The sequence below is a fragment of the Stenotrophomonas sp. Steno-Z4 genome (assembly GCF_056393145.1).
This window is the reverse complement of record NZ_JBWJPC010000005.1, coordinates 185,836-204,727: the sequence shown is the minus strand read 5'-3', so window position 1 is coordinate 204,727 and position 18,892 is coordinate 185,836. Positions and strand designations below refer to the sequence as shown.

Below are 18,892 nucleotides of genomic sequence, written 5' to 3'. Positions count from 1 at the left end.
GAATCCCCTTTAGGCCGTGGTGCCGATACGCTGCAGGCGGTAGCTGCCATCGAGCACGCCGTTGACCCATTCCTGGTTGTCCAGGTACCAGTCCACCGTGAAGGCAATGCCCTGCTCGAAGGTGTATTCCGGCTCCCAGCCCAGCTGGTCTTTCAGCTTGGAGGCATCGATCGCATAGCGGCGGTCATGGCCGGGGCGGTCGGCAACGTAGGTGATCTGGCTGCTGCGCGGCTGGCCGTCCTCGCGCGGACGACGGGCATCGAGCAGCGCGCAGATCGCGTGCACCACTTCGATGTTTTCCTTCTCGGAGTTGCCGCCCACATTGTAGGTCTCACCCACCTGGCCCTTGGCCAGGACGGTGCGGATCGCCTCGCAGTGGTCGGACACGAACAGCCAGTCGCGTACCTGCTTGCCGTCGCCGTACACCGGCAGCGGTTCGCCGGCCAGCGCCTTGGCGATCACCAGCGGGATGAGCTTTTCCGGGAAGTGGTACGGACCGTAGTTGTTGGAGCAGTTGGTGGTCAGCACCGGCAGCCCGTAGGTGTGGTGGAACGCACGCACGAGGTGATCCGAGGCCGCCTTGGACGCCGAGTACGGCGAATTGGGCGCATACGGCGTGGTTTCGCTGAACTTGCCGGTCTCGCCCAGCGTGCCGTAGACCTCATCGGTGGACACGTGCAGGAAGCGGAACGCCTGGCCCTTGTCGGCCGGCAGCGCCTTCCAGTAGTCGCGCACGGCTTCGAGCAGGCCCAACGTACCGACCACGTTGGTCTGGATGAAGGCACCGGGCCCGTCGATGGAGCGGTCCACGTGGCTTTCAGCGGCGAAATTCAGCACGGCGTCGGGCTGGTGCTCGGCCAGCAGGCGGGCCACCAGGGCCTGGTCGCCAATGTCGCCTTCGACGAAGACATGCGCGGGGTTGCCCTCCAGCGACGCCAGGGTCTTGAGATTGCCGGCATAGGTCAGCGCGTCAAGGTTGACGACCCTGACACCTTTGGCGACCGCCTCGAGAACAAAGTTACCGCCGATGAAGCCGGCTCCGCCGGTGACAAGCCATGTGGGCACTACCCGTTCTCCTTTTTGGTTAGCTGGACAGGATACAACGCCGGACCTTTTACAGCGTCGCCCGAAGGTGAATGGGCCCGCGTCGTTTGTGCGGCGCAGCAATGGACGACACCGACCATACGCATTCGCATGGTCGGCCGGAGCCAGTTAGAATCGCGGTCCCACCCCCCGAACCGGTTGCTGTTTGCGGAACCGGACGTTCCCCCTGATTTTGAGCCGGCCAGCGGCCGGCACTACAAGGATCCCGCACCAGATGAAAATCCTCGTCGCGTACAAGCGCGTGGTGGACTACAACGTCCGCATTCAGGTCAAGCCGGACGGTTCCGGCGTGGTCACCGACGGCGTCAAGCTGTCCCCCAACCCCTTTGACGAAATCGCACTGGAAGAAGCCCTGCGCCTGCGCGACAAGGGCATCGCCACCGAGGTCGTGGTCGCCACCATCGCCCCGGCCGATGCCCAGGCGCACCTGCGCAACGGCCTGGCCATGGGGGCCAACCGCGCCATCCACGTGGTCACCGACCAGGCCATCCAGCCGCTGACCGCCGCGCGCACCCTGCTCAAGCTGGTCGAGAAGGAACAGCCGGACCTGGTCATCCTGGGCAAGCAGGCCATCGACGACGACGCCAACCAGACCGGCCAGATGCTGGCCACGCTGTGGGGCCGCCCGCAGGCGACCTTTGCCAGCAAGCTGGAGATCGCCGATGGCAAGGCCACGGTGACCCGCGAGGTCGACGCCGGCCTGGAAACGCTGGAAGTGGACCTGCCGGCCGTGGTCACCACCGACCTGCGCCTGAACGAACCGCGCTTCATCAAACTGCCGGACATCATGAAGGCCAAGGCCAAGCCGCTGGAAACCCTGCAGCTGGCCGACCTCGGCGTTGAAGCCGCCGATACCTTCAAGACCACCCAGTACGCCGCGCCGTCCAAGCGCAGCAAGGGCGTGATGGTGAAGGACGCGGCCGAACTGGTTGCCGCACTCAAGCAGAAGGGGTTGCTGTAATGACCAAGATCCTCGTTGTTGCCGAACACCATGACGGCAAGCTCAACGCCGCCACCGCCAAGACCGTGAGCGCGGCCGCCGCCATCAGCGGCGCCAGCATCGACGTGCTGGTGCTGGCAGCCGACCCGGCCGCGGTTGCGGCCCAGGCCGCCGGCCTGGCCGGCGTGGCCAAGGTGCTGACCGTGGCCAACCCGGCCAATGCGCAGGCGCTGGCCCAGGTACTGGCCCCGCAGATCGCGCAGCTGGCCAAGGGCTATACCCACGTGTTCGGCCCCTCCACCACCTTCGGCAAGGACCTGATGCCCTGCGTGGCCGCCCTGCTGGGCGTGAACCAGGTCTCGGACCTGATGACCGTTGAAGGCAGCCACAGCTTCAAGCGCCCGATCTACGCGGGCAACGCGATCATCACCGTGGACGTGCCGGCCGACCAGATCGTGGTGGCCACCGTACGTGCCGCCTCCTGGCCGGAAGCGGCGCAGGGCGGAAGCGCCGCGGTCGAAGCCGCAAGCGTGGACGCGGCCCTGCCGACCCACACCCGTTTCGTCGGCCTGGCCGCCGGTGCCACGGACCGTCCGGACCTGCAGAGCGCCAAGCGCGTGGTCTCCGGTGGCCGTGGCGTGGGCTCGGAGGAGAACTTCAAGGTGATCTTCCAGCTGGCCGACAAGCTGGGCGCCGCCGTGGGTGCCTCGCGCGCCGCCGTGGACGCCGGCTATGTGCCCAGCGACCTGCAGGTCGGCCAGACCGGCAAGATCATCTCGCCGGAGCTGTACGTGGCGGTGGGCATCAGCGGTGCCATCCAGCACCTGACCGGCATCAAGGACGCCGGCACCATCGTGGCGATCAACAAGGATCCGGATTCACCGATCTTCGAAATCGCCGACATCGGCCTGGTGGGTGATCTGTTCACCCTGCTGCCGGAGCTGGAAGCGGCGCTGTAAGTGACCGAGGGCACCTCCCCCGCTGCGCCCGCCCCGCCCCGTCGGGGCCGGGCACTGGGATGGTTGGCCGGCATCGCCAGTGTGTACCTGCTGGCGCTGTGGTACCTGGACCGCGACAAGCATGTGTTGTCGCGGCTGGGCGATCTGGCAGGCCCGCTGGCGGTCTGCGCGCTGCTGGTGTTGTGCAGCTACCTGCTGCGCTATCAGCGCTGGCATGTCCTGCTGCGCGTTCAGGGGCACCCGGTCGCTTCGTGGCGGGCGGGGCTGGTCGCCTATCTCGCCGGTTTTGCCTTCACCGCCTCGCCGGGCAAGGCCGGTGAGCTGCTGCGTATCCGCTATTTCTCGCGGCTGGGTATTCCATCGCGCGCTACGCTGGCTACGTTCGTGTATGAGCGCGGGCTGGACCTGGCCGTGATCACCCTGCTCGGCACCGGCGCAGCAGGGCTGGTGCCCCTGTTCGGTGCGCTGACCGGGATTGTCCTGATCCTGCTGCTGGGATTGTGCCTGCTGGCCGCCTGGCAACGCCTGCAGGCGCTGGCGCGGGCGGTGATCGCGCGGCTTCCCGGGCCACGCGTACGCCAGCTGTGCGGGTTCCTGCTGGATGGGGTGTGTGGCCTGCGCCCGCTGCTGCGACCGGGCCTGACGCTTGCCAGCACCGCCTATGGTGCGGCGGCATGGTTGCTGACGGCTGCCGCGTTCGCCTGGCTCTGCCATTGCCTGGGGATCGCCCTGTCCTGGCAGCACGCGCTGGCCATCTACCCACTGGCGATGCTGGTGGGCGCCCTCTCTTTCGTGCCGGGGGGCGTGGGCACCACCGAAGCGGCCATCGTGCTCATGCTGACCAGCACCGGCGCCGGGCTGGAGGTCGCCGTGGCGGCGGCCATCGGGATCCGGTTGGCCAGCCTGTGGCTGGCCGTAGTGGTGGGAATGCTGGCCATGGGGAGCCTGGAGGCACGCCCGGACCCCTGAAGAGAGGCGCCTTCCCGGGCTTAAACCAACCAGATGCGACGCTATACTGTGCGGTCAATTTTCATGGATGAGACGCCATCGCCATGTACAGCCCCGGTTCGTTCGACGCAGGAGTCACCCCGTTTTGAAATCCCAGAACCGCGCACTCTGTGTCGACCTGGACGGCACCCTGCTCCGCTCCGACATCCTGTATGAATCGCTGCTGGCGTTGCTGGCGCGCAATCCGCTGTACCTGTTCCTGCTGCCGTTCTGGCTGCTGGGTGGCAAGGCGGCGGTCAAGCGCCAGCTGGCCTCGCGTGTCCAGCTGCCCGCCGACACGCTGCCCTACGACGAGCGCGTGCTGGACATCCTGCGCACCACGACGCAGCGGCCGCGCGTTCTGTGCACCGCATCGGACCAGCTGCTGGTCCAGCCGATCGCCGACCACCTGGGCCTGTTCGAGGAGGTGATCGCCAGCGACGGCCACACCAACCTGTCCGGGCACAACAAGGGCAAGGCACTGGCCGAGCGCTTCGGCGAACGCGGTTTCGACTACATGGGCAACGGCCGGGTCGACCTGCAGGTCTGGGCGCATGCCGGCGGCGCCATCGTGGTCAACAACGGCGAGCGCCTTGCGCGCGATGCTGCCCGCCATACCGAGGTTCTGGCCCACCTGCCCGCCCGCAACGGTGGCCTGCTGACCTGGATCAAGGCGCTGCGCATCTACCAGTGGCTGAAGAACCTGCTGGTGCTGGTGCCGCTGCTTACCGCGCACCGCTTCCTCGAACCGGCTGCGGTGCTCGATGCCGGCATCGCCTTCCTGGCATTCGGACTGTGCGCATCGGGTGTGTACCTGCTCAACGATCTGCTCGACCTGACCCCCGACCGCATGCACGCCCGCAAGCGCAAGCGGCCGTTCGCGGCCGGTACGCTGCCGCTGCTGCATGGCCTGCTGGTGGCGCCGCTGCTGACCGTACTCGGTTTCGGCCTGGCGTGGTTGTGCAGTCCGGCGTTTGCCGGCGTGCTGCTGTGCTACTACGTGATGACGCTGGCGTATTCGCTCAAGCTCAAGCGCATCGTGATGATCGATGTGGTGCTCCTGGCGGCGCTGTACACCGTGCGCATCATCGGCGGTACCGTCGCAATCGGGTCGGAGCTGTCGTTCTGGCTGCTGGCGTTCTCCATGTTCGTGTTCCTCAGCCTGGCCATGCTCAAGCGCTACACCGAACTGGCCGCCGCCCTGGCCAGCGGCAAGGAGATGGCGATCGGCCGCGGCTACGCAGTGGCGGACCTGCCGCTGGTGCAATCGCTGGGTGCGGCAGCCGGCTACATCGGCGTGCTGGTGTTCGCGCTGTACATCAACAGCCCCGAAAGCCTTGAGTTGTACAGCAACCCCAAGGTGCTGTGGCTGCTCTGCCCGATGCTGCTGTACTGGATCAGCAGAATGTGGATCGTTTCCCACCGCGGCGACATGGATGATGACCCCATCGTTTTCGCCGCCATGGACCGGGTCAGCCAGGTGGTCATCGCCCTGTGCGTGGTCATCGTGCTTGCCGCGATATGAGTTCGGCACGCGGCCAGTCGTGGGGGCGCTATCCGCGCGCGCAGCAGACGGTGCTCGCGCTCAGCGACCGCGCCGCTGCCCTGCCGCCGGTGGCCGGCAGCGTGTTGCCCCACGGCAATGGCCGCAGTTACGGCGACAGCTGCCTGAATCCGGGCGGCACCTTGTTGATGACGCGCGCACTGGACCGCTTCATCGCGTTCGATCCCGCCACCGGCGTGCTGCGCTGCGAGGCGGGCGTGACCCTGGCCGAGATCATCGAGCTGGCGCTGCCGGCCGGCTGGTTCCTGCCGGTCACCCCGGGTACGCGCTACGCGACCGTGGGCGGTGCGATCGGCAATGACGTGCATGGCAAGAACCATCACCGCGCCGGCAGCTTCGGCCACCACGTGCGCTGCCTGGAGCTGCTGCGCAGTGATGGCGCGCGGCAACAGCTGGATGCACACGACGCCAGCGGCCTGTTTGCGGCAACCATCGGCGGACTGGGCCTGACCGGCCTGGTCACCTGGGCCGAGCTGCAGCTGCGCCGCGTCCCCGGCCCGTGGATCGAGACCGAATCGATCCGCTTTGATGGGCTGGATGAATTCTTCGAGCTGTCGCGCCAATCGGCCGGCGACTTCGAATACACCGTCGCGTGGATCGACTGCCTGGCCAAGGGCAGGCAGCTGGGCCGCGGCCATTTCCTGCGCGGTGACCATGCCGCAGGCAACGCGCAGGCGGCCACGCCGCCAGGCGCGCCACGCCGCAGCATGCCGCTGGTGCCGCCGGTATCGCTGGTCAACCGGCTGACCCTGAAGCCGTTCAACACCCTCTACTACTGGCGGCAGCCCGCACGGCGCAAGCGCCACGTCAGTCACTTCCAGAGTTACTTCTATCCGCTGGATGGCATCAACCACTGGAACCGCATGTACGGTCCGCGGGGGTTTCTGCAGCACCAGTGCGTATTGCCGCCCGACGTCGCGCGCGATGCCACGGCGGCACTGCTGTCGGAGATATCGCGCAGCGGGCGCGGTTCGTTCCTGGCCGTGCTGAAGGAGTTCGGCAACCGTCCGTCGCCGGGCATGCTGTCCTTTCCACGCCCCGGCACCACGCTCGCGCTGGACTTCCCCAACGACGGCCCGGACGTGTTCCGGATGCTGGAGCGGCTGGACCGCATCGTCGCCGAGGCCGGCGGCGCGGTCTACCCGGCCAAGGATGCGCGCATGAGCGGAGCGCTGTTCCGCCAAGCCTATCCGCAGTGGCAGTCCTTTTCCCGATTCATCGATCCCCGTTTTTCATCCGGCTTCTGGAGCCGGGTCATGGAGTGAGCATGCAGAAGATCCTGATCATCGGTGCGACATCGGCGATCGCCGAAGCCGTCGCCCGCGTTTACGCCACGCGCGCCGCGGCGGTGTTCCTGGTAGCACGCAATGCGGCCCGGTTGGACGTCATCGCCGACGATCTGCGCGTACGTGGCGCCCGGCAGGTGGATTCGGCCGTGCTGGACGTCAACGATCTCGGGGCCCACGCCGCGGTGCTGGATACCGCGTGGGCCGCGCTGGGTGGGATCGACACCGTGCTGATCGCGCATGGCACGCTGCCCAACCAGGCCGCCTGCGATGCCTCGGTCGACGTTGCGCTGCAGGAGTTCGCCACCAACGGCACCTCGACGATCGCGCTGGCGGCAGCGCTCGCCCAGCGCCTGCAGGGCGGCTCGACCTTGGCCGTGATTTCCTCCGTCGCCGGTGACCGCGGCCGTGCCAGCAACTACCTCTACGGCAGTGCCAAGGCGGCGGTCAGCGCCTACCTGAGCGGCCTGGGCCAGCGCCTGCGCGCCAGCGGGATCAACGTACTGACGATCAAGCCCGGCTTCGTCGATACGCCGATGACCGCGGCGTTCAAGAAGGGCGCGCTGTGGGCCACCCCGGACAAGGTGGCCACCGGCATCGCCCGTGCGATCGACAAGCGCCGCCCGGTGGCCTACCTGCCGGGCTTCTGGTGGGCGATCATGTTCGTCATCAAGTCCATCCCTGAATTCGTATTCCGCAGGATCAAGCTCTGACATGACCGACAAACACGCCAAGATCGTCATTACCGGTGCGGCCGGGCTTGTCGGCCAGAACCTGATCGTCGAGCTCAAGCAGCAGGGTTACAGCCAGCTGGTGGCCATCGACAAGCACGCCCACAACCTGGCGATACTCCGCGAACTGCACCCGGACGTGCGCGCGGTCGACGCCGACCTCGCCCTGCCGGGTCCGTGGGCGGCCGAGTTCGAAGGCGCTGCCTGCGTCGTGCAGCTGCACGCGCAGATCACCGGCAAGACCAATGACCTGTTCGTGCGCAACAACATCACCGCCACCGGGCACGTTCTCGCCGCCACCCAGGCCGCCAACGTGCCCTACATGGTGCATATCAGCTCGTCGGTGGTGAACTCGGTGGCGGTGGACGACTACACCACCACCAAGCGCGACCAGGAAGCGATGGTGGTGTCCAGCGGACAGCGCCACTGCGTACTGCGGCCCACGCTCATGTTCGGCTGGTTCGACCCCAAGCACCTGGGCTGGCTGTCGCGCTTCATGGCACGCACGCCGGTGTTCCCGATTCCCGGCGATGGCAGGTTCATGCGCCAGCCGCTGTATGAGCGCGACTTCTGCCGCTGCATCGCCAGATGCATCGAGACCGAGCCGGACGGCAAGGTGTTCGACATCGTCGGCGACACCCGCGTGGACTACGTGGACATCATCCGGACCATCAAGCGGGTCAAGAACCTGCACACGCTGATCGTCCACATCCCGATCGGCTTCTTCGCGTTGCTGCTGCGCACGTTCGCCCTGTTCAGCGCCAAGCCGCCGTTCACCGCCGACCAGCTCAAGGCGCTCAGCGCCGGCGACGATTTCAAGGGCGTGGATACCGAGGCGGTGTTTGGCGTACGCCAGACGCCGTTCGAAGAAGCCATCCGCGAGAGCTACACCGACCCGCGCTACAGCCATATCGTGCTGCGTCGTTGATGATGAACCATCCAGCAAAGGATAGTACGTTGAACCCAACCGCCTCCCCCCGCTTCACCCACCGCCTCAACGGGCTGCTCACCGTGGTGCTTGGGCTGCTGGCCATAGCGTATGTGTGGCTGGCCGTGGTCGGAGCCAGGCAGAGCTACACGCCGGTGCCGCTCACCGACATGTGGGATGGCACGGTTGATTTCTATCGACGCGTGAGCGCGGGGGATGCCGGCATATGGCTGGCCGGGCACAACGAACACCGCATCGTGCTCGCACGCGTTCTGTTCTGGCTGGACATGCGCCTGTTTGGCGGAAGTGCGGTCTTCCTCATTGTTGCCAACTATCTGCTGGTGGCCACCAGTGCGCTGGTCATGTGGCGGTTCCTGCGTGCCACGATGCCACGCCACGAAGATGCGATGCTGCGCGCCGGCACCTTTCTGTTCCTGTTGGCCTGGTTGTTCAGCTGGTGCCAGGAAGGAAACCTGACATGGGGCTTCCAGAGCCAGTTCATCCTTGCCCAGCTGCTGCCGCTGGCCGCACTGCTGGCGCTGTACCACGCCGGCGTGTCGACCTCCTCCAGCCGACGCTGGTTCCTGTTGTCGGTGCTGCTGGGCGTTGCCTCGCTCGGCACCATGGCCAATGGCGTGCTCACCCTGCCGATCCTTGCCGCGTACGCTGCGATCACCCGGCAGGGGTGGCGCCGCTTCCTGGTGCTGGTGGGTCTGGCCCTGATCATGGGTGCCGCCTACCAGCGTGGCCTCGCCACCGGCGATGGTCCCTCGAAACTTGAGCTGCTGCGCCAGCAGCCCTACCAGTACGTGCGCTTCCTGCTGCTTTACCTGGGCAGCCCGTTCTACTACATCGCCCGCAACGTGACCCCGCACGCGCGGGAGGTTGCCGCAGCGATGGGCGCCCTGCTGGTCATCGGCTCCGCCCTGGCGGCGCTGGTCCACCTGCGCCGTCCGCAGGGTCGCCATGCGCAGTGGGCGCTGGTGATGTTCCTGGTCTTCATCGGTGGAACCGCAGCAGGCACGACGCTCGGACGCGCTGCCAGTGGTGAGATCCATGCCCTGGCCAGCCGCTACACCACCCCGGCGGTGATGGCCTGGGCCGCGCTGGCAATCTGGGCGGTGTCCTTTGTCGCCCTGCGCGGCCGCCGCTGGCATGCCGCCGTGCTTGTGCTGATGGCCGGCGCGCTGGGCGTGGGCATGATCGAACAGAAGCATGCCCTGGACGACCAGTCCGACAAGCACTACGACCAGTCGCTCGCGGCCGTCGCGATGGGACTTGGCATTGCAGACGATGCACAGGTCCAGATCATCTTCCCCTTCACCGAGAACGCGCTTCGCCTGGCCCGCGACGCCGCCGGGGCGAACCTTTCGATCTTTACGAAGGCGCCGTGGCAGGCTACACCCACGGTGATCGGAAGCAGCGCACCCGGGCTGCCGGGCGTGGTGTGCCGGGGCAACATCGATGAATCCCGCGAAGCACCGTCCCAGCAGGACTACGTCAGGATCCGTGGCTGGCTGGACGGGCCTGCGCCGGATGCCGAGGGCGGCGCGCTGCGCGTGGTTCGCGATGGCAAGGTGGTCGGCTACGGCCTGATCGGTCATTCGCGACCGGACGTCGCCGAAGTCACCGGCGCGGCAGCGGCCGCGCGCGCGGGCTTCGTTGCGTATGTCCCCCGCGACCAGCTGGGCCATCCGCTGGTACTCCTGGGCGCCGGTTGCCAGCTGCCGGCGGTCGCTCCGGTCATGGCGTATCGGGAGACGGTGGAAGTGCCGGCGCCCGGCACGAAGATCATCACCGAAGCGTCCGTGACGCCGGGCCATCCGTGGTTGGGCAAGGATTTCCATGTCTCGTCCTACCCGGGCATGAAGATCATGGCCAGCCTGGTGCGAGGCGATTCGGACAAGGGCACGCTGCGCTTCACCGCACACCCCGGTGATGCGTTCTACTACCGTTCCGGGCCGACCGTCGGCCGCCAGGTGATCCAGCTTGACGATGGCCGGCTGGGCAGTGCCAAGCTGCCGCTGGCGGAACAGGAGTGGGTCCGGCTGTCGCTGGATGCGCCTTCGCTGCCGGAAACCTTCACCGTCACGCTGGTCGATGACGGTGACGGCTGGGGCGAATGGTCGGCCATTGCAGTGGTTGCGGCGGCGCCGGCCAACTGACCGACGGTCCAAGCAACCGCCTTACATATTCACGGTGCCGCACCTGGCGACACCCCTACGAGGTACTGATCATGGGCAAGAAAGTTGCCGTCCTCGGCGCCGGTCCAATGGGCCTGGCTGTCGCTTACCAGCTGGCCCGGGATGGGCATCATCCGGTGATCTTCGAAGCTGACGACCGGGTGGGCGGCATGACCGCGTCGTTCGACTTCGGCGGCATGCAGATCGAGCGCTATTACCATTTCCATTGCATTTCCGATGCTGACTTCCTGGCCGTGCTCGACGAGCTTGGCCTGGCGTCGCGCATGCGCTGGACCGAAACACGCATGGGCTACTGGTTCGGCAAGCAGTTGCAGGCCTGGGGAAACCCGGTGGCGCTACTGCGCTTCAAGGGCCTGGGCTGGATCGCCAAATTCCGCTACGGGCTCCACGCCTTCCTGTGCACCCGGCGCCAGGACTGGAAGCCGCTGGACCATGTCGAAGCCTCCGGCTGGATCCGGCGCTGGGTGGGTGCGGAAGCCTACGAAACCCTGTGGCGCAAACTGTTCGACTACAAGTTCTACCACTACGCAGACAACCTGTCGGCGGCGTGGATATGGAGCCGTATCCGCCGGATCGGGCGTTCCCGCTACAGCCTGATGCGCGAGAAGCTGGGCTATCTGGACGGCGGCTCGTCGACCCTGCTCGATGCCCTGCATGCAGATATCGTCAAGCACGGCGGCGAGGTGCGACTTTCCTCGCCCGTGCAGCGCATCGTCATCGAGGACGCACGGGTGCAAGGGGTCCAGGTCAATGGCGAGGTACTGCCCTTCGACACCGTCGTCTCGACCGTGCCCCTGCCCTTCGTACCCCGGATCGCGCCCGACCTTCCTGCTCCGATCATCGCGCAGTTCGAGAAGCTGAAGAACATTGCAGTGGTCTGCGTGATCGCCAAGCTGCGCCGGCCCGTGTCGGCCAACTTCTGGGTGAACACCAACGACCCTGACATGGATATCCCGGGCATCGTGGAATACACCAACCTGCGCCCGATGGATGCCCACATCGTATACGTCCCGTTCTACATGCCGGGCGAGCATCCCAAGTACGCCGAACACAACGACGTGTTTGTCGACAAGGTGAAGCGCTACCTGCGCATGATCAACCCGGCGCTGGTGGAAGAGGACTTCATCGACGTCCGGGTCAGCCGTTACCGTCACGCCCAGCCCATCTGCGATCCGGGCTACCTGGATGACCTGCCGCCGCGCAAACTGCCGGTTGCCGGTCTGTGGGTGGCAGATACGTCGCATTACTATCCGGAGGACCGGGGTATTTCCGAGAGCATCGGGTTCGGCCGGATGATGGCCCGGGAAGCAGTGGAGTAAGCCGCATGGTTTCCCGCCAGTTCATGATGTTCCTCCTGGTCGGTGGCGTGGCTGCGCTGGCCAACTTCCTGTCGCGCATCCTGTACAGCCACTGGCTGGATTTCACCCCGGCCATCGTCCTGGCCTACATTACCGGGATGGTGACAGCCTTCGTGCTGTCCAGGATGTTCGTGTTCAAGGAAAGCACCCGCCCCCTCCACCATTCGGCGTTCTACTTCGTACTGGTCAACCTGTTCGCCGTGGCCCAGACCTGGATCGTTTCCATGGTGCTGGCATTCCACGTGCTGCCGTGGCTGTCCATCGACGTCCTTCGGATGGAAATCGCCCATGCGGTCGGCGTCGTCGTTCCGGTGTTCTCAAGCTATGTCGGGCACAAGTACCTCTCCTTCCGCTGATCGCAGCCGCGCCGCCCGGCGGCGCGTGCTGCTGTGGGGAACGTACGATACCGGCAAGCCGCGCGTGCGCATCCTGGGTGACGGGATGCGCGCCAATGGGATCGAGGTCGATGAGATCCATGCCGATGTCTGGAGCCAGGTCAGCGACAAATCACAGCTGCAGGGCATGGCCGCACGCGTGGGCATCCTCTGCCGGATGCTGCGCGCGTATCCGGCGCTGATCTGGCGTCTGTTCCGCGCGGCAAGGCCGGACGTGGTGATGGTTTCCTATCCAGGCCCCCTCGACCTGCTGGTCGCGGGCGTGGCGGCGGCACGCTGGAAAGTGCCGCTGCATTTCGACGTCTTTGTGTCGCTGTACGACACCATCGTGCAGGACCGCCGGCTGCTTTCCCCCAGTTCGGCCGCCGCACGCGCACTTCACCGCTTTGAAGGTTTCTGCCTGCGTCGTGCCGACCTGGCCTTCATGGATACCGAAACGCATGCCCGTCGAATCGAGTCGCTGTTCGCGCTTGCCGCTGGCAGCGTGGGCAGTGTGTGGGTCGGCGCCGAACTGGACCGGTTTCCGGCGCTGCCCCCGCGGCAACGCCTGCCCGGCCAGCCGCTGAGGATGCTCTTCTACGGCCAGTTCATTCCACTTCACGGGCTGCCCACGATCATCGAAGCCGCGCGCCTGCTGCGCGATGCGCCGATAGAGTGGATCATCGTGGGACACGGCCAGGAAACGGCACGCATCGACGCCATGCTCAAGGCCGATCCCCTGCCGCAGGTGCAACGCGTGCACTGGGTCGCCTATGAGCAGCTCATCGAGCAGATGACCGACGCAGACGTTTGCCTTGGGATATTCGGCACATCGGACAAAGCCGCAAGCGTCATACCCAACAAGCTCTTCCAGATCGTGGCCGCTGGCAAACCGTTCATCACCCGGGATTCGGCGGCGATCCGCGAGCTGTTCCCACACGCCCGGGCCGATGCGGTGCTGGTGCCGGCCGGCGATGCCGCTGCACTGGCCGATGCCGTCCTCGGCATGCAGCAATTGCATGTCAGGGCGAGCGTCCACGGGGATCTGCGTGGCCGGATCGGCGTAGAAGCAGTGGGCGCGCAGTATCGTGCCCTCATCGACGGGTTGGACGTCTCCACCGGATGAAAAAGAATCTGCTGCGACTGCTGAATGTGCTGATCGGCACGGCTGCGGTGGCCGGCTTCTCGGCCTACGCATGGCATGCCGCTGACGGCATCGACTGGACGCGGCTGGGAACGCCCCCTGCGCTGCTGGGCATCCTTGCAGCGGGCGTTGCCTCGGCGCTGATCATTCCACTCAGCACCTTTGCCTGGATGCGCATGCTGCGCTCCTGCGGCATCCACAGGCCATGGGGCCAACTGGCCACCATCATGGGGCTGACCCAGCTGGGCAAGTACCTGCCCGGCAACGTGGCACAGCACATCGGACGCCTGTCGATGTCGCTGAAGTCCGGTATTCCCGCCGTACCGTTTATCACGACCGTCGTATCGGAGAGCCTGCTTGCTATCCTTGCCGCCGTGTTCTTCGGTGCGCTTGCCTGCGCGCTGGGTGGCGCACAGGTGGTAGCGACCGGCGTGCTGGCGGACATCGCGCCTGAACACCTGCTGCCCCTGCTGCTGATGGGCAGCATCGCACTCATCGCCATCTTGGCTGCCAGCCCACGACTGATTAACCGCATTGCGGTGCGGCGCCTGGGCAGCGTTGGCGCTCCCGTTCCGGCGGCGCGCGCATTGATGCTTGCCTTCACCTGCTATGTCGGAAATTACCTCGTCCTGGCGGCGGGGATCTGGCTGCTGTCCCACCTTCTGCTGGAGAACCCGCCCTCGGCGTGGTTGCTCACCGGGGCATTCGCGCTGTCGTGGATCCTCGGCTTCCTGCTTCCCGGTGCTCCCGCCGGCTTGGGCGTGCGTGAGGCAGCAATGCTGGGTATCCTACAGGCCGCCGGCGGCGGGCCCGAGCTGTTGCCACTGGTCGTTGCCCTGCGCATGGCGACCATGCTGGGGGACCTGCTCTGCTTCGCCGTCGCGCTGCTGGCCGTACGGACCCTGCGTACACCCCCGATGAGAACCCCTGACGAGTAGGGAGCAGCGCTGTGCAACTGGAACCAACCGGCGAACGGATGATGGTCGATGACTACCAGGCGACCGCCGAGGACCGACTGATCTACCATCTTCATGTCGAAACCTATCGGTTCGCCGAAGCGTACACGCGCGGAAGGCGGGTGTTGGATTTCGGCTGTGGCAGCGGCTACGGCTCGGCCATGATCGCCCGGTCGGCACAGCATGTCACCGGCGTTGATGTTGCCGCGGATGCAGTGGCGTATGCCGCGGAACGACATGGAACGGACAACCTGGACTTCCAGCACGTCACCGCCGACGGCGGACTGCCGTTCGCCGATGCCTCATTCGACACCGTGCTCTCGTTTCAGGTCTTCGAGCACGTCGAACATGAGCAGCGCTACCTGCAGGAGGTTGCCCGCGTTCTCGTCCCGGGCGGAACCCTGTTGCTGGTGACGCCGGATCGTTCCACGCGACTGCTTCCCCTGCAGCAGCCCTGGAACCGCTGGCACCTGCGCGAATACAGCGAGCGCTCGCTGCGACAGCAGCTGGTCCAGCAGTTCGATGACGTGCGCATTCTCGGGATGGGCGGCGATGCCGCCACCATCGGCATCGAACTGCGCCGCTGCCGGCGGATGATGTGGCTCAGCCTGCCATTCACCCTGCCTTTCTACCCACGCGCCTTGCGCGTTGGCCTGCTCAACCTGGTGCACCGCTTCAAGGCACGACCGGCGGCTGGAACGCCGACCGATCCTGCCGTCTTTGCGCCGGGTCCGGTCCGCATCGCGGCAGGGTTGTCGCCCTCGCTCAACCTGGTGGCGGTCGTCCGCAAACGCCAGGCCTGATCCCGATGCACCCTGCACCTCCCTCCGACATGGCACTCACCCGATGAAACTTCACACTGCAGCCCCTGGGGCACTCCGGAAGAAGGTGCTCGTCATCCAGATTCCCTGCCTCAACGAAGCAGCCACCCTGAAGATTGCCATCGATGCACTTCCGCGTCAGGTGCCGGGCTTTGACGAGGTCAAGATCCTCATCATCGATGACGGGTCCACCGATGGCACCTCCGAGCTGGCGCTGCGTCTGGGCGTGGACCATATCGTGCGCCACCCCGTGAACCGTGGCCTGGCCACCGCCTTCATGTCCGGACTTGAGGCGGCGTTGTGCCTGGGCGCCGATGTGATCGTCAACACCGATGCGGACAACCAGTACTGCGCCGACGACATTCCGCTGCTGACCCAGCCCATCCTCGAGCACCGCGCCGACATGGTGATCGGCGCGCGTCCCATCGATGAGACCGAGCATTTCTCGTTGATCAAGAAGAAGCTGCAGCGAATCGGCAGCTGGGCGGTACGCATGGCCAGCCAGACCGATGTGCATGACGCACCCAGCGGGTTCCGCGCGATCTCGCGCGAGGCAGCGATCCGTATCAACGTCTTCGGCGGCTACACCTACACGCTGGAAACGATCATCCAGGCAGGCCTGAGCGGCCTGGTGGTGGCGTCGGTTCCAATCCGGACCAATGCAGACCTGCGCCCCTCCCGCCTGGTCAAGAGCATCGCGTCGTACGTGGTGCGTTCGCTGGTCACCATCGCCCGGGTATTGATGATTTACCGCCCGTTGCTGGTGTTTTCCCTGCTCGGTGCGGTTCCGCTTCTGCTGGGACTGGTCGGCGGCCTGCGCTTTGCCTGGTTCTACGCCATCGGCGAAGGCGGCGGCCATGTCCAGTCCGTAGTGTTCAGCGCGTTCTGCCTGACACTGGCCGCCATCATGTTCACCATCGGGTTGATCTCCGACCTGATAGCGACCAACCGCAAGCTGTCCGAGCGGATCCTACGCCACGTCCGCCAGGTCGAACACCGGCTGGAACAGCTGGAGTAGCACGCCGGCGATCAGGCGCCCGGTGCACTACCCGTGTCGGCCTGCCGTCGCCGCCGAAGAGCCAGCATCACGGCGATCAGCAGCAGGACCGATCCCAGCATGATCCAGCCACCGACGATCAACGCACGCGGCTGGTAGCGCGCCGTGATGACAGCGCCGGGTTGAACGGCAATCGCCGGCAACGTGCCGAAGTACTGCTGCGGTTGAGCCCGGTTGCCATCCACGGAAAATTCCCACGATTCGGATGCCGCCATCGGCAGTACCACGTATCCGGAACGGCTGCCGGTGTACTGCAGGGTCCACCCGTCCGAGAAGTTGCCCTGCACCCGTACCGCTTCGGCAGCGTGCGCCGCAGGCGCTTGATCCAGCGAGTCCAGGAAATAGGCACCGGCCGGTGCATCCCTGTTTTCCAGCAGCACCAGGCCTGGCGCCTGCGCTGCCACCGCCCAGCCTGCAAGCCCGGGGTCCTCGGGCAGTATCCGCAGGATGAGGCAGCCCGGCGCACGCGCAGGCTCGACCTGCAACGCGCAGTTGGCGGCCCCGCCAGGCCGGTACCACGCCGTGATGTTTTCGTTCGCGGCCGCACCCTCATGGCGGAGGGTCAGCACAACGCGCTGCTGCGCAGGCGTCACCGCCGGGGAGAAATGAAAACGCGCCATCTCCCCGTCCACGATCGAACCGGCCGGCAGGGTGGCTTCTGCAAGGACCGAACCCGGTTTCTCCGGATCGAGCAGGCTCAAGGTCACGCTGCCATGCAGGCCACTGCCGCCGTAGGTGGCCAGGCGCAGCTCGGCATCGGACAGGGTGAAGTGGGCAGGCAGGTCCACGGACTGGCTCCACGCAGCGGTTCCCAGCGCGGGAAGGGCCTCCATGGGCGCAGGCCCGGCCGGATACTCCGGCACCCACGCCTGGGCCAGCAGCCGCTCGTCGCCCAGCACGTACTTCACGGCCATGGCGCGTATGGCCGGGCTGTCCAGCTGGATGGCATCGGCGCCGATGATGGACGCCGTAGGCGTGGTGAACGGGTCGCGCACCGCCTGTGCCAGCAACCGTTTCACCGCGGCGGCCTTGAAGCCATGCCCGTACCATTCCGGCACGCCATAGGCCCCGAGCGTCCCGCTGACGAGGTAATTCCCGTCCGCAATGACGTAGGTGAACGGCGGGAGGCCGGCCTGCACCTGGGCAATCTGCCGGGTGGGCGGGAACATCAACGCGGCCGGCACGGGTCCGTTGAAGCGGCGGAACATCGTGCCAAGGTCCACCACCTGCACCACCAGCAGCGGGACGGTCAGCAGCAGCGCCATCCAGGGGCGCTGGATCCGGCGCAGCAGCAGGGCCAGTGCGCTCGCGGCCAGCGCGGCCAACGCGATATCCAGCAGCAGGATGCCGCGCGCCCAGCCATTGCCACCCAGCCCCGGAACCCTGCCGAGCCATGCGGGCGGAATGAGCTGGAACACCAGCACCGATGAGATCACCAGCAGCAGGCTGGCCAGTACCAGCACCGGCTCGAGCCGACGGGGCCTGATCCAGCGGAGCAGTGCGGCCGCCGCCAGCAGCAGGCCGAGGCCGCCCACGTACATGTGCGATTCGACCTGCGGGCTCTGGCGGGCGATGTGCGGCAGCAGCCGCACCGCATCGGTCAGCAGACGCAGCGGGCTTCCCCCCGTCCGCGCGGCGGTGTCGATATGGGCCAGCCACGTGGCCAGGGCGATCAGGGGAATGGCTGCAAGGCCAGCACCCAGCGCAAGCGCGCCGAACATGCCAGCCAGGCGACGGTTGCCCGGCTGGGGCGCCATGCGCCACAACACCAGTGCGTACAGCACTGCCGCGCCGAGGCCGAGCTGCGCCACGAATGGAAATCCGCCGAGCAGCAACAAGGTGGTGAGCAGGGACATCGCCGCAAAGCGCCATGCGCCCGGGCGGTTCCACCAGCCTTCCACCGACCACAGCAACCAGCACACCCACACCGAGGTACTCACGTGTGGCCAGTAGAGCCAAGCGGCATGGAAACCGCACAGCATCACCGTGACGCCGCCAAACAGGGCGGGCAGCGTACCCAGCGACCGCCGCAGCCAGAACCATGCGCCGAGGCCAGCCATGACCAGATTGAACAGGGTGGCGAAGTAGAAGCCGCTGGACGCGCTGGGCGCGGCAGCGAAAATAGCGAACGCCGGAGTCAGTTGCGAACTTGCCAGGTTGTGGATGCCGGGCTCCCCACCGCCGGGCAATGGGTTCCACAGGGGAACCCGCCCCTGCCGAAGTTCGCCACGGGCGAACATCCAACGCGGCACCATGGCATCGAGAACGTCGGTCCGCTCGCCGTTGCGAACCTCTACCGGACCGTGTTCCTGCGACCACCCCTTGGAGGCAACCAGCAGGTCGTAGGGTCCAACGGTCTGCTGCGCGAAGGGGTTGGCGCCCAGCACGGCCATCCCGACCGCAACGAAAAAGGCGATGGCGGCCGCCACGCCCCAGCAGCGCCGCTGCCTGTCGATCATGCTCCAGCGTCCCCCACCCA

Annotated in this window: 16 protein-coding genes; 14 read left to right on the top strand and 2 right to left on the bottom strand. The window is 66.4% G+C overall.

Annotated features, from left to right (window positions below):
- Positions 1 to 9: 9 nt before the first annotated feature.
- Positions 10 to 1,065, bottom strand: a complete 1,056-nt coding sequence (gene rfbB, locus AC06E7_RS13475; RefSeq protein WP_478065056.1) for a dTDP-glucose 4,6-dehydratase — start codon at positions 1,063 to 1,065, stop codon at positions 10 to 12.
- A 253-nt stretch (positions 1,066 to 1,318) separates the two neighbouring features.
- Here rfbB and AC06E7_RS13470 point away from each other — a divergent pair, with 253 nt between their 5' ends.
- The 14 genes from AC06E7_RS13470 to AC06E7_RS13405 all read left to right on the top strand — a co-directional run bounded on the left by AC06E7_RS13470 (position 1,319) and on the right by AC06E7_RS13405 (position 16,374).
- Complete coding sequence (locus AC06E7_RS13470; RefSeq protein WP_312738948.1) at positions 1,319 to 2,065, top strand: electron transfer flavoprotein subunit beta/FixA family protein; 747 nt, start codon at positions 1,319 to 1,321, stop codon at positions 2,063 to 2,065.
- Complete coding sequence (locus AC06E7_RS13465) at positions 2,065 to 3,003, top strand: electron transfer flavoprotein subunit alpha/FixB family protein (protein ID WP_478065055.1); 939 nt, start codon at positions 2,065 to 2,067, stop codon at positions 3,001 to 3,003. Before AC06E7_RS13470 ends, AC06E7_RS13465 begins: the two co-directional genes overlap by 1 nt.
- Positions 3,004 to 3,972 (top strand): lysylphosphatidylglycerol synthase transmembrane domain-containing protein, encoded by a 969-nt coding sequence (locus AC06E7_RS13460; RefSeq protein WP_478065054.1) that lies wholly within the window; start codon positions 3,004 to 3,006, stop codon positions 3,970 to 3,972. It abuts the gene before it with no gap.
- Between the two features lie 124 nt (positions 3,973 to 4,096).
- Positions 4,097 to 5,515: a UbiA family prenyltransferase gene (locus tag AC06E7_RS13455; protein ID WP_478065053.1), complete on the top strand. Its 1,419-nt coding sequence runs from the start codon at positions 4,097 to 4,099 to the stop codon at positions 5,513 to 5,515.
- Positions 5,512 to 6,819, top strand: coding sequence for an FAD-binding oxidoreductase (locus AC06E7_RS13450; RefSeq protein WP_478065052.1), 1,308 nt, complete (start codon positions 5,512 to 5,514; stop codon positions 6,817 to 6,819). The genes AC06E7_RS13455 and AC06E7_RS13450 overlap by 4 nt, the downstream gene beginning before the upstream one ends.
- A 2-nt stretch (positions 6,820 to 6,821) precedes the next feature.
- Positions 6,822 to 7,553: an SDR family oxidoreductase gene (locus tag AC06E7_RS13445; protein ID WP_478065051.1), complete on the top strand. Its 732-nt coding sequence runs from the start codon at positions 6,822 to 6,824 to the stop codon at positions 7,551 to 7,553.
- 1 nt (position 7,554) lies between these two features.
- Positions 7,555 to 8,499 carry an NAD-dependent epimerase/dehydratase family protein gene (locus AC06E7_RS13440; RefSeq protein WP_478065050.1) on the top strand — a complete coding sequence of 315 codons (945 nt, stop codon included), beginning with the start codon at positions 7,555 to 7,557 and terminating at the stop codon, positions 8,497 to 8,499.
- A 29-nt stretch (positions 8,500 to 8,528) separates the two neighbouring features.
- The gene (locus AC06E7_RS13435; protein WP_478065049.1) at positions 8,529 to 10,664 is read left to right on the top strand and encodes a hypothetical protein; all 2,136 of its coding nucleotides are present in this window, start codon (positions 8,529 to 8,531) and stop codon (positions 10,662 to 10,664) included.
- A gap of 71 nt (positions 10,665 to 10,735) precedes the next feature.
- On the top strand, positions 10,736 to 12,022 hold the full coding sequence (locus AC06E7_RS13430) for an NAD(P)/FAD-dependent oxidoreductase (protein WP_478065048.1): 1,287 nt from the start codon (positions 10,736 to 10,738) through the stop codon (positions 12,020 to 12,022).
- A gap of 5 nt (positions 12,023 to 12,027) precedes the next feature.
- On the top strand, positions 12,028 to 12,417 hold the full coding sequence (locus AC06E7_RS13425) for a GtrA family protein (protein WP_068849054.1): 390 nt from the start codon (positions 12,028 to 12,030) through the stop codon (positions 12,415 to 12,417).
- Between the two features lie 25 nt (positions 12,418 to 12,442).
- Positions 12,443 to 13,561, top strand: coding sequence for a glycosyltransferase (locus AC06E7_RS13420; protein WP_478065047.1), 1,119 nt, complete (start codon positions 12,443 to 12,445; stop codon positions 13,559 to 13,561).
- On the top strand, positions 13,558 to 14,517 hold the full coding sequence (locus tag AC06E7_RS13415; RefSeq protein ID WP_478065046.1) for a lysylphosphatidylglycerol synthase domain-containing protein: 960 nt from the start codon (positions 13,558 to 13,560) through the stop codon (positions 14,515 to 14,517). The genes AC06E7_RS13420 and AC06E7_RS13415 overlap by 4 nt, the downstream gene beginning before the upstream one ends.
- 11 nt (positions 14,518 to 14,528) lie before the next feature.
- Entirely contained in the window at positions 14,529 to 15,338 is an 810-nt protein-coding gene (locus AC06E7_RS13410; RefSeq protein ID WP_478065045.1) for a class I SAM-dependent methyltransferase, read from the top strand.
- Positions 15,339 to 15,381: 43 nt separating this feature from the next.
- Positions 15,382 to 16,374: a glycosyltransferase family 2 protein gene (locus AC06E7_RS13405; RefSeq protein WP_068849046.1), complete on the top strand. Its 993-nt coding sequence runs from the start codon at positions 15,382 to 15,384 to the stop codon at positions 16,372 to 16,374.
- A gap of 11 nt (positions 16,375 to 16,385) precedes the next feature.
- Here the strand turns inward: AC06E7_RS13405 and AC06E7_RS13400 are convergent, their stop codons facing one another.
- Positions 16,386 to 18,872, bottom strand: coding sequence for a hypothetical protein (locus AC06E7_RS13400; RefSeq protein ID WP_478065044.1), 2,487 nt, complete (start codon positions 18,870 to 18,872; stop codon positions 16,386 to 16,388).
- Positions 18,873 to 18,892 lie beyond the last annotated feature (20 nt).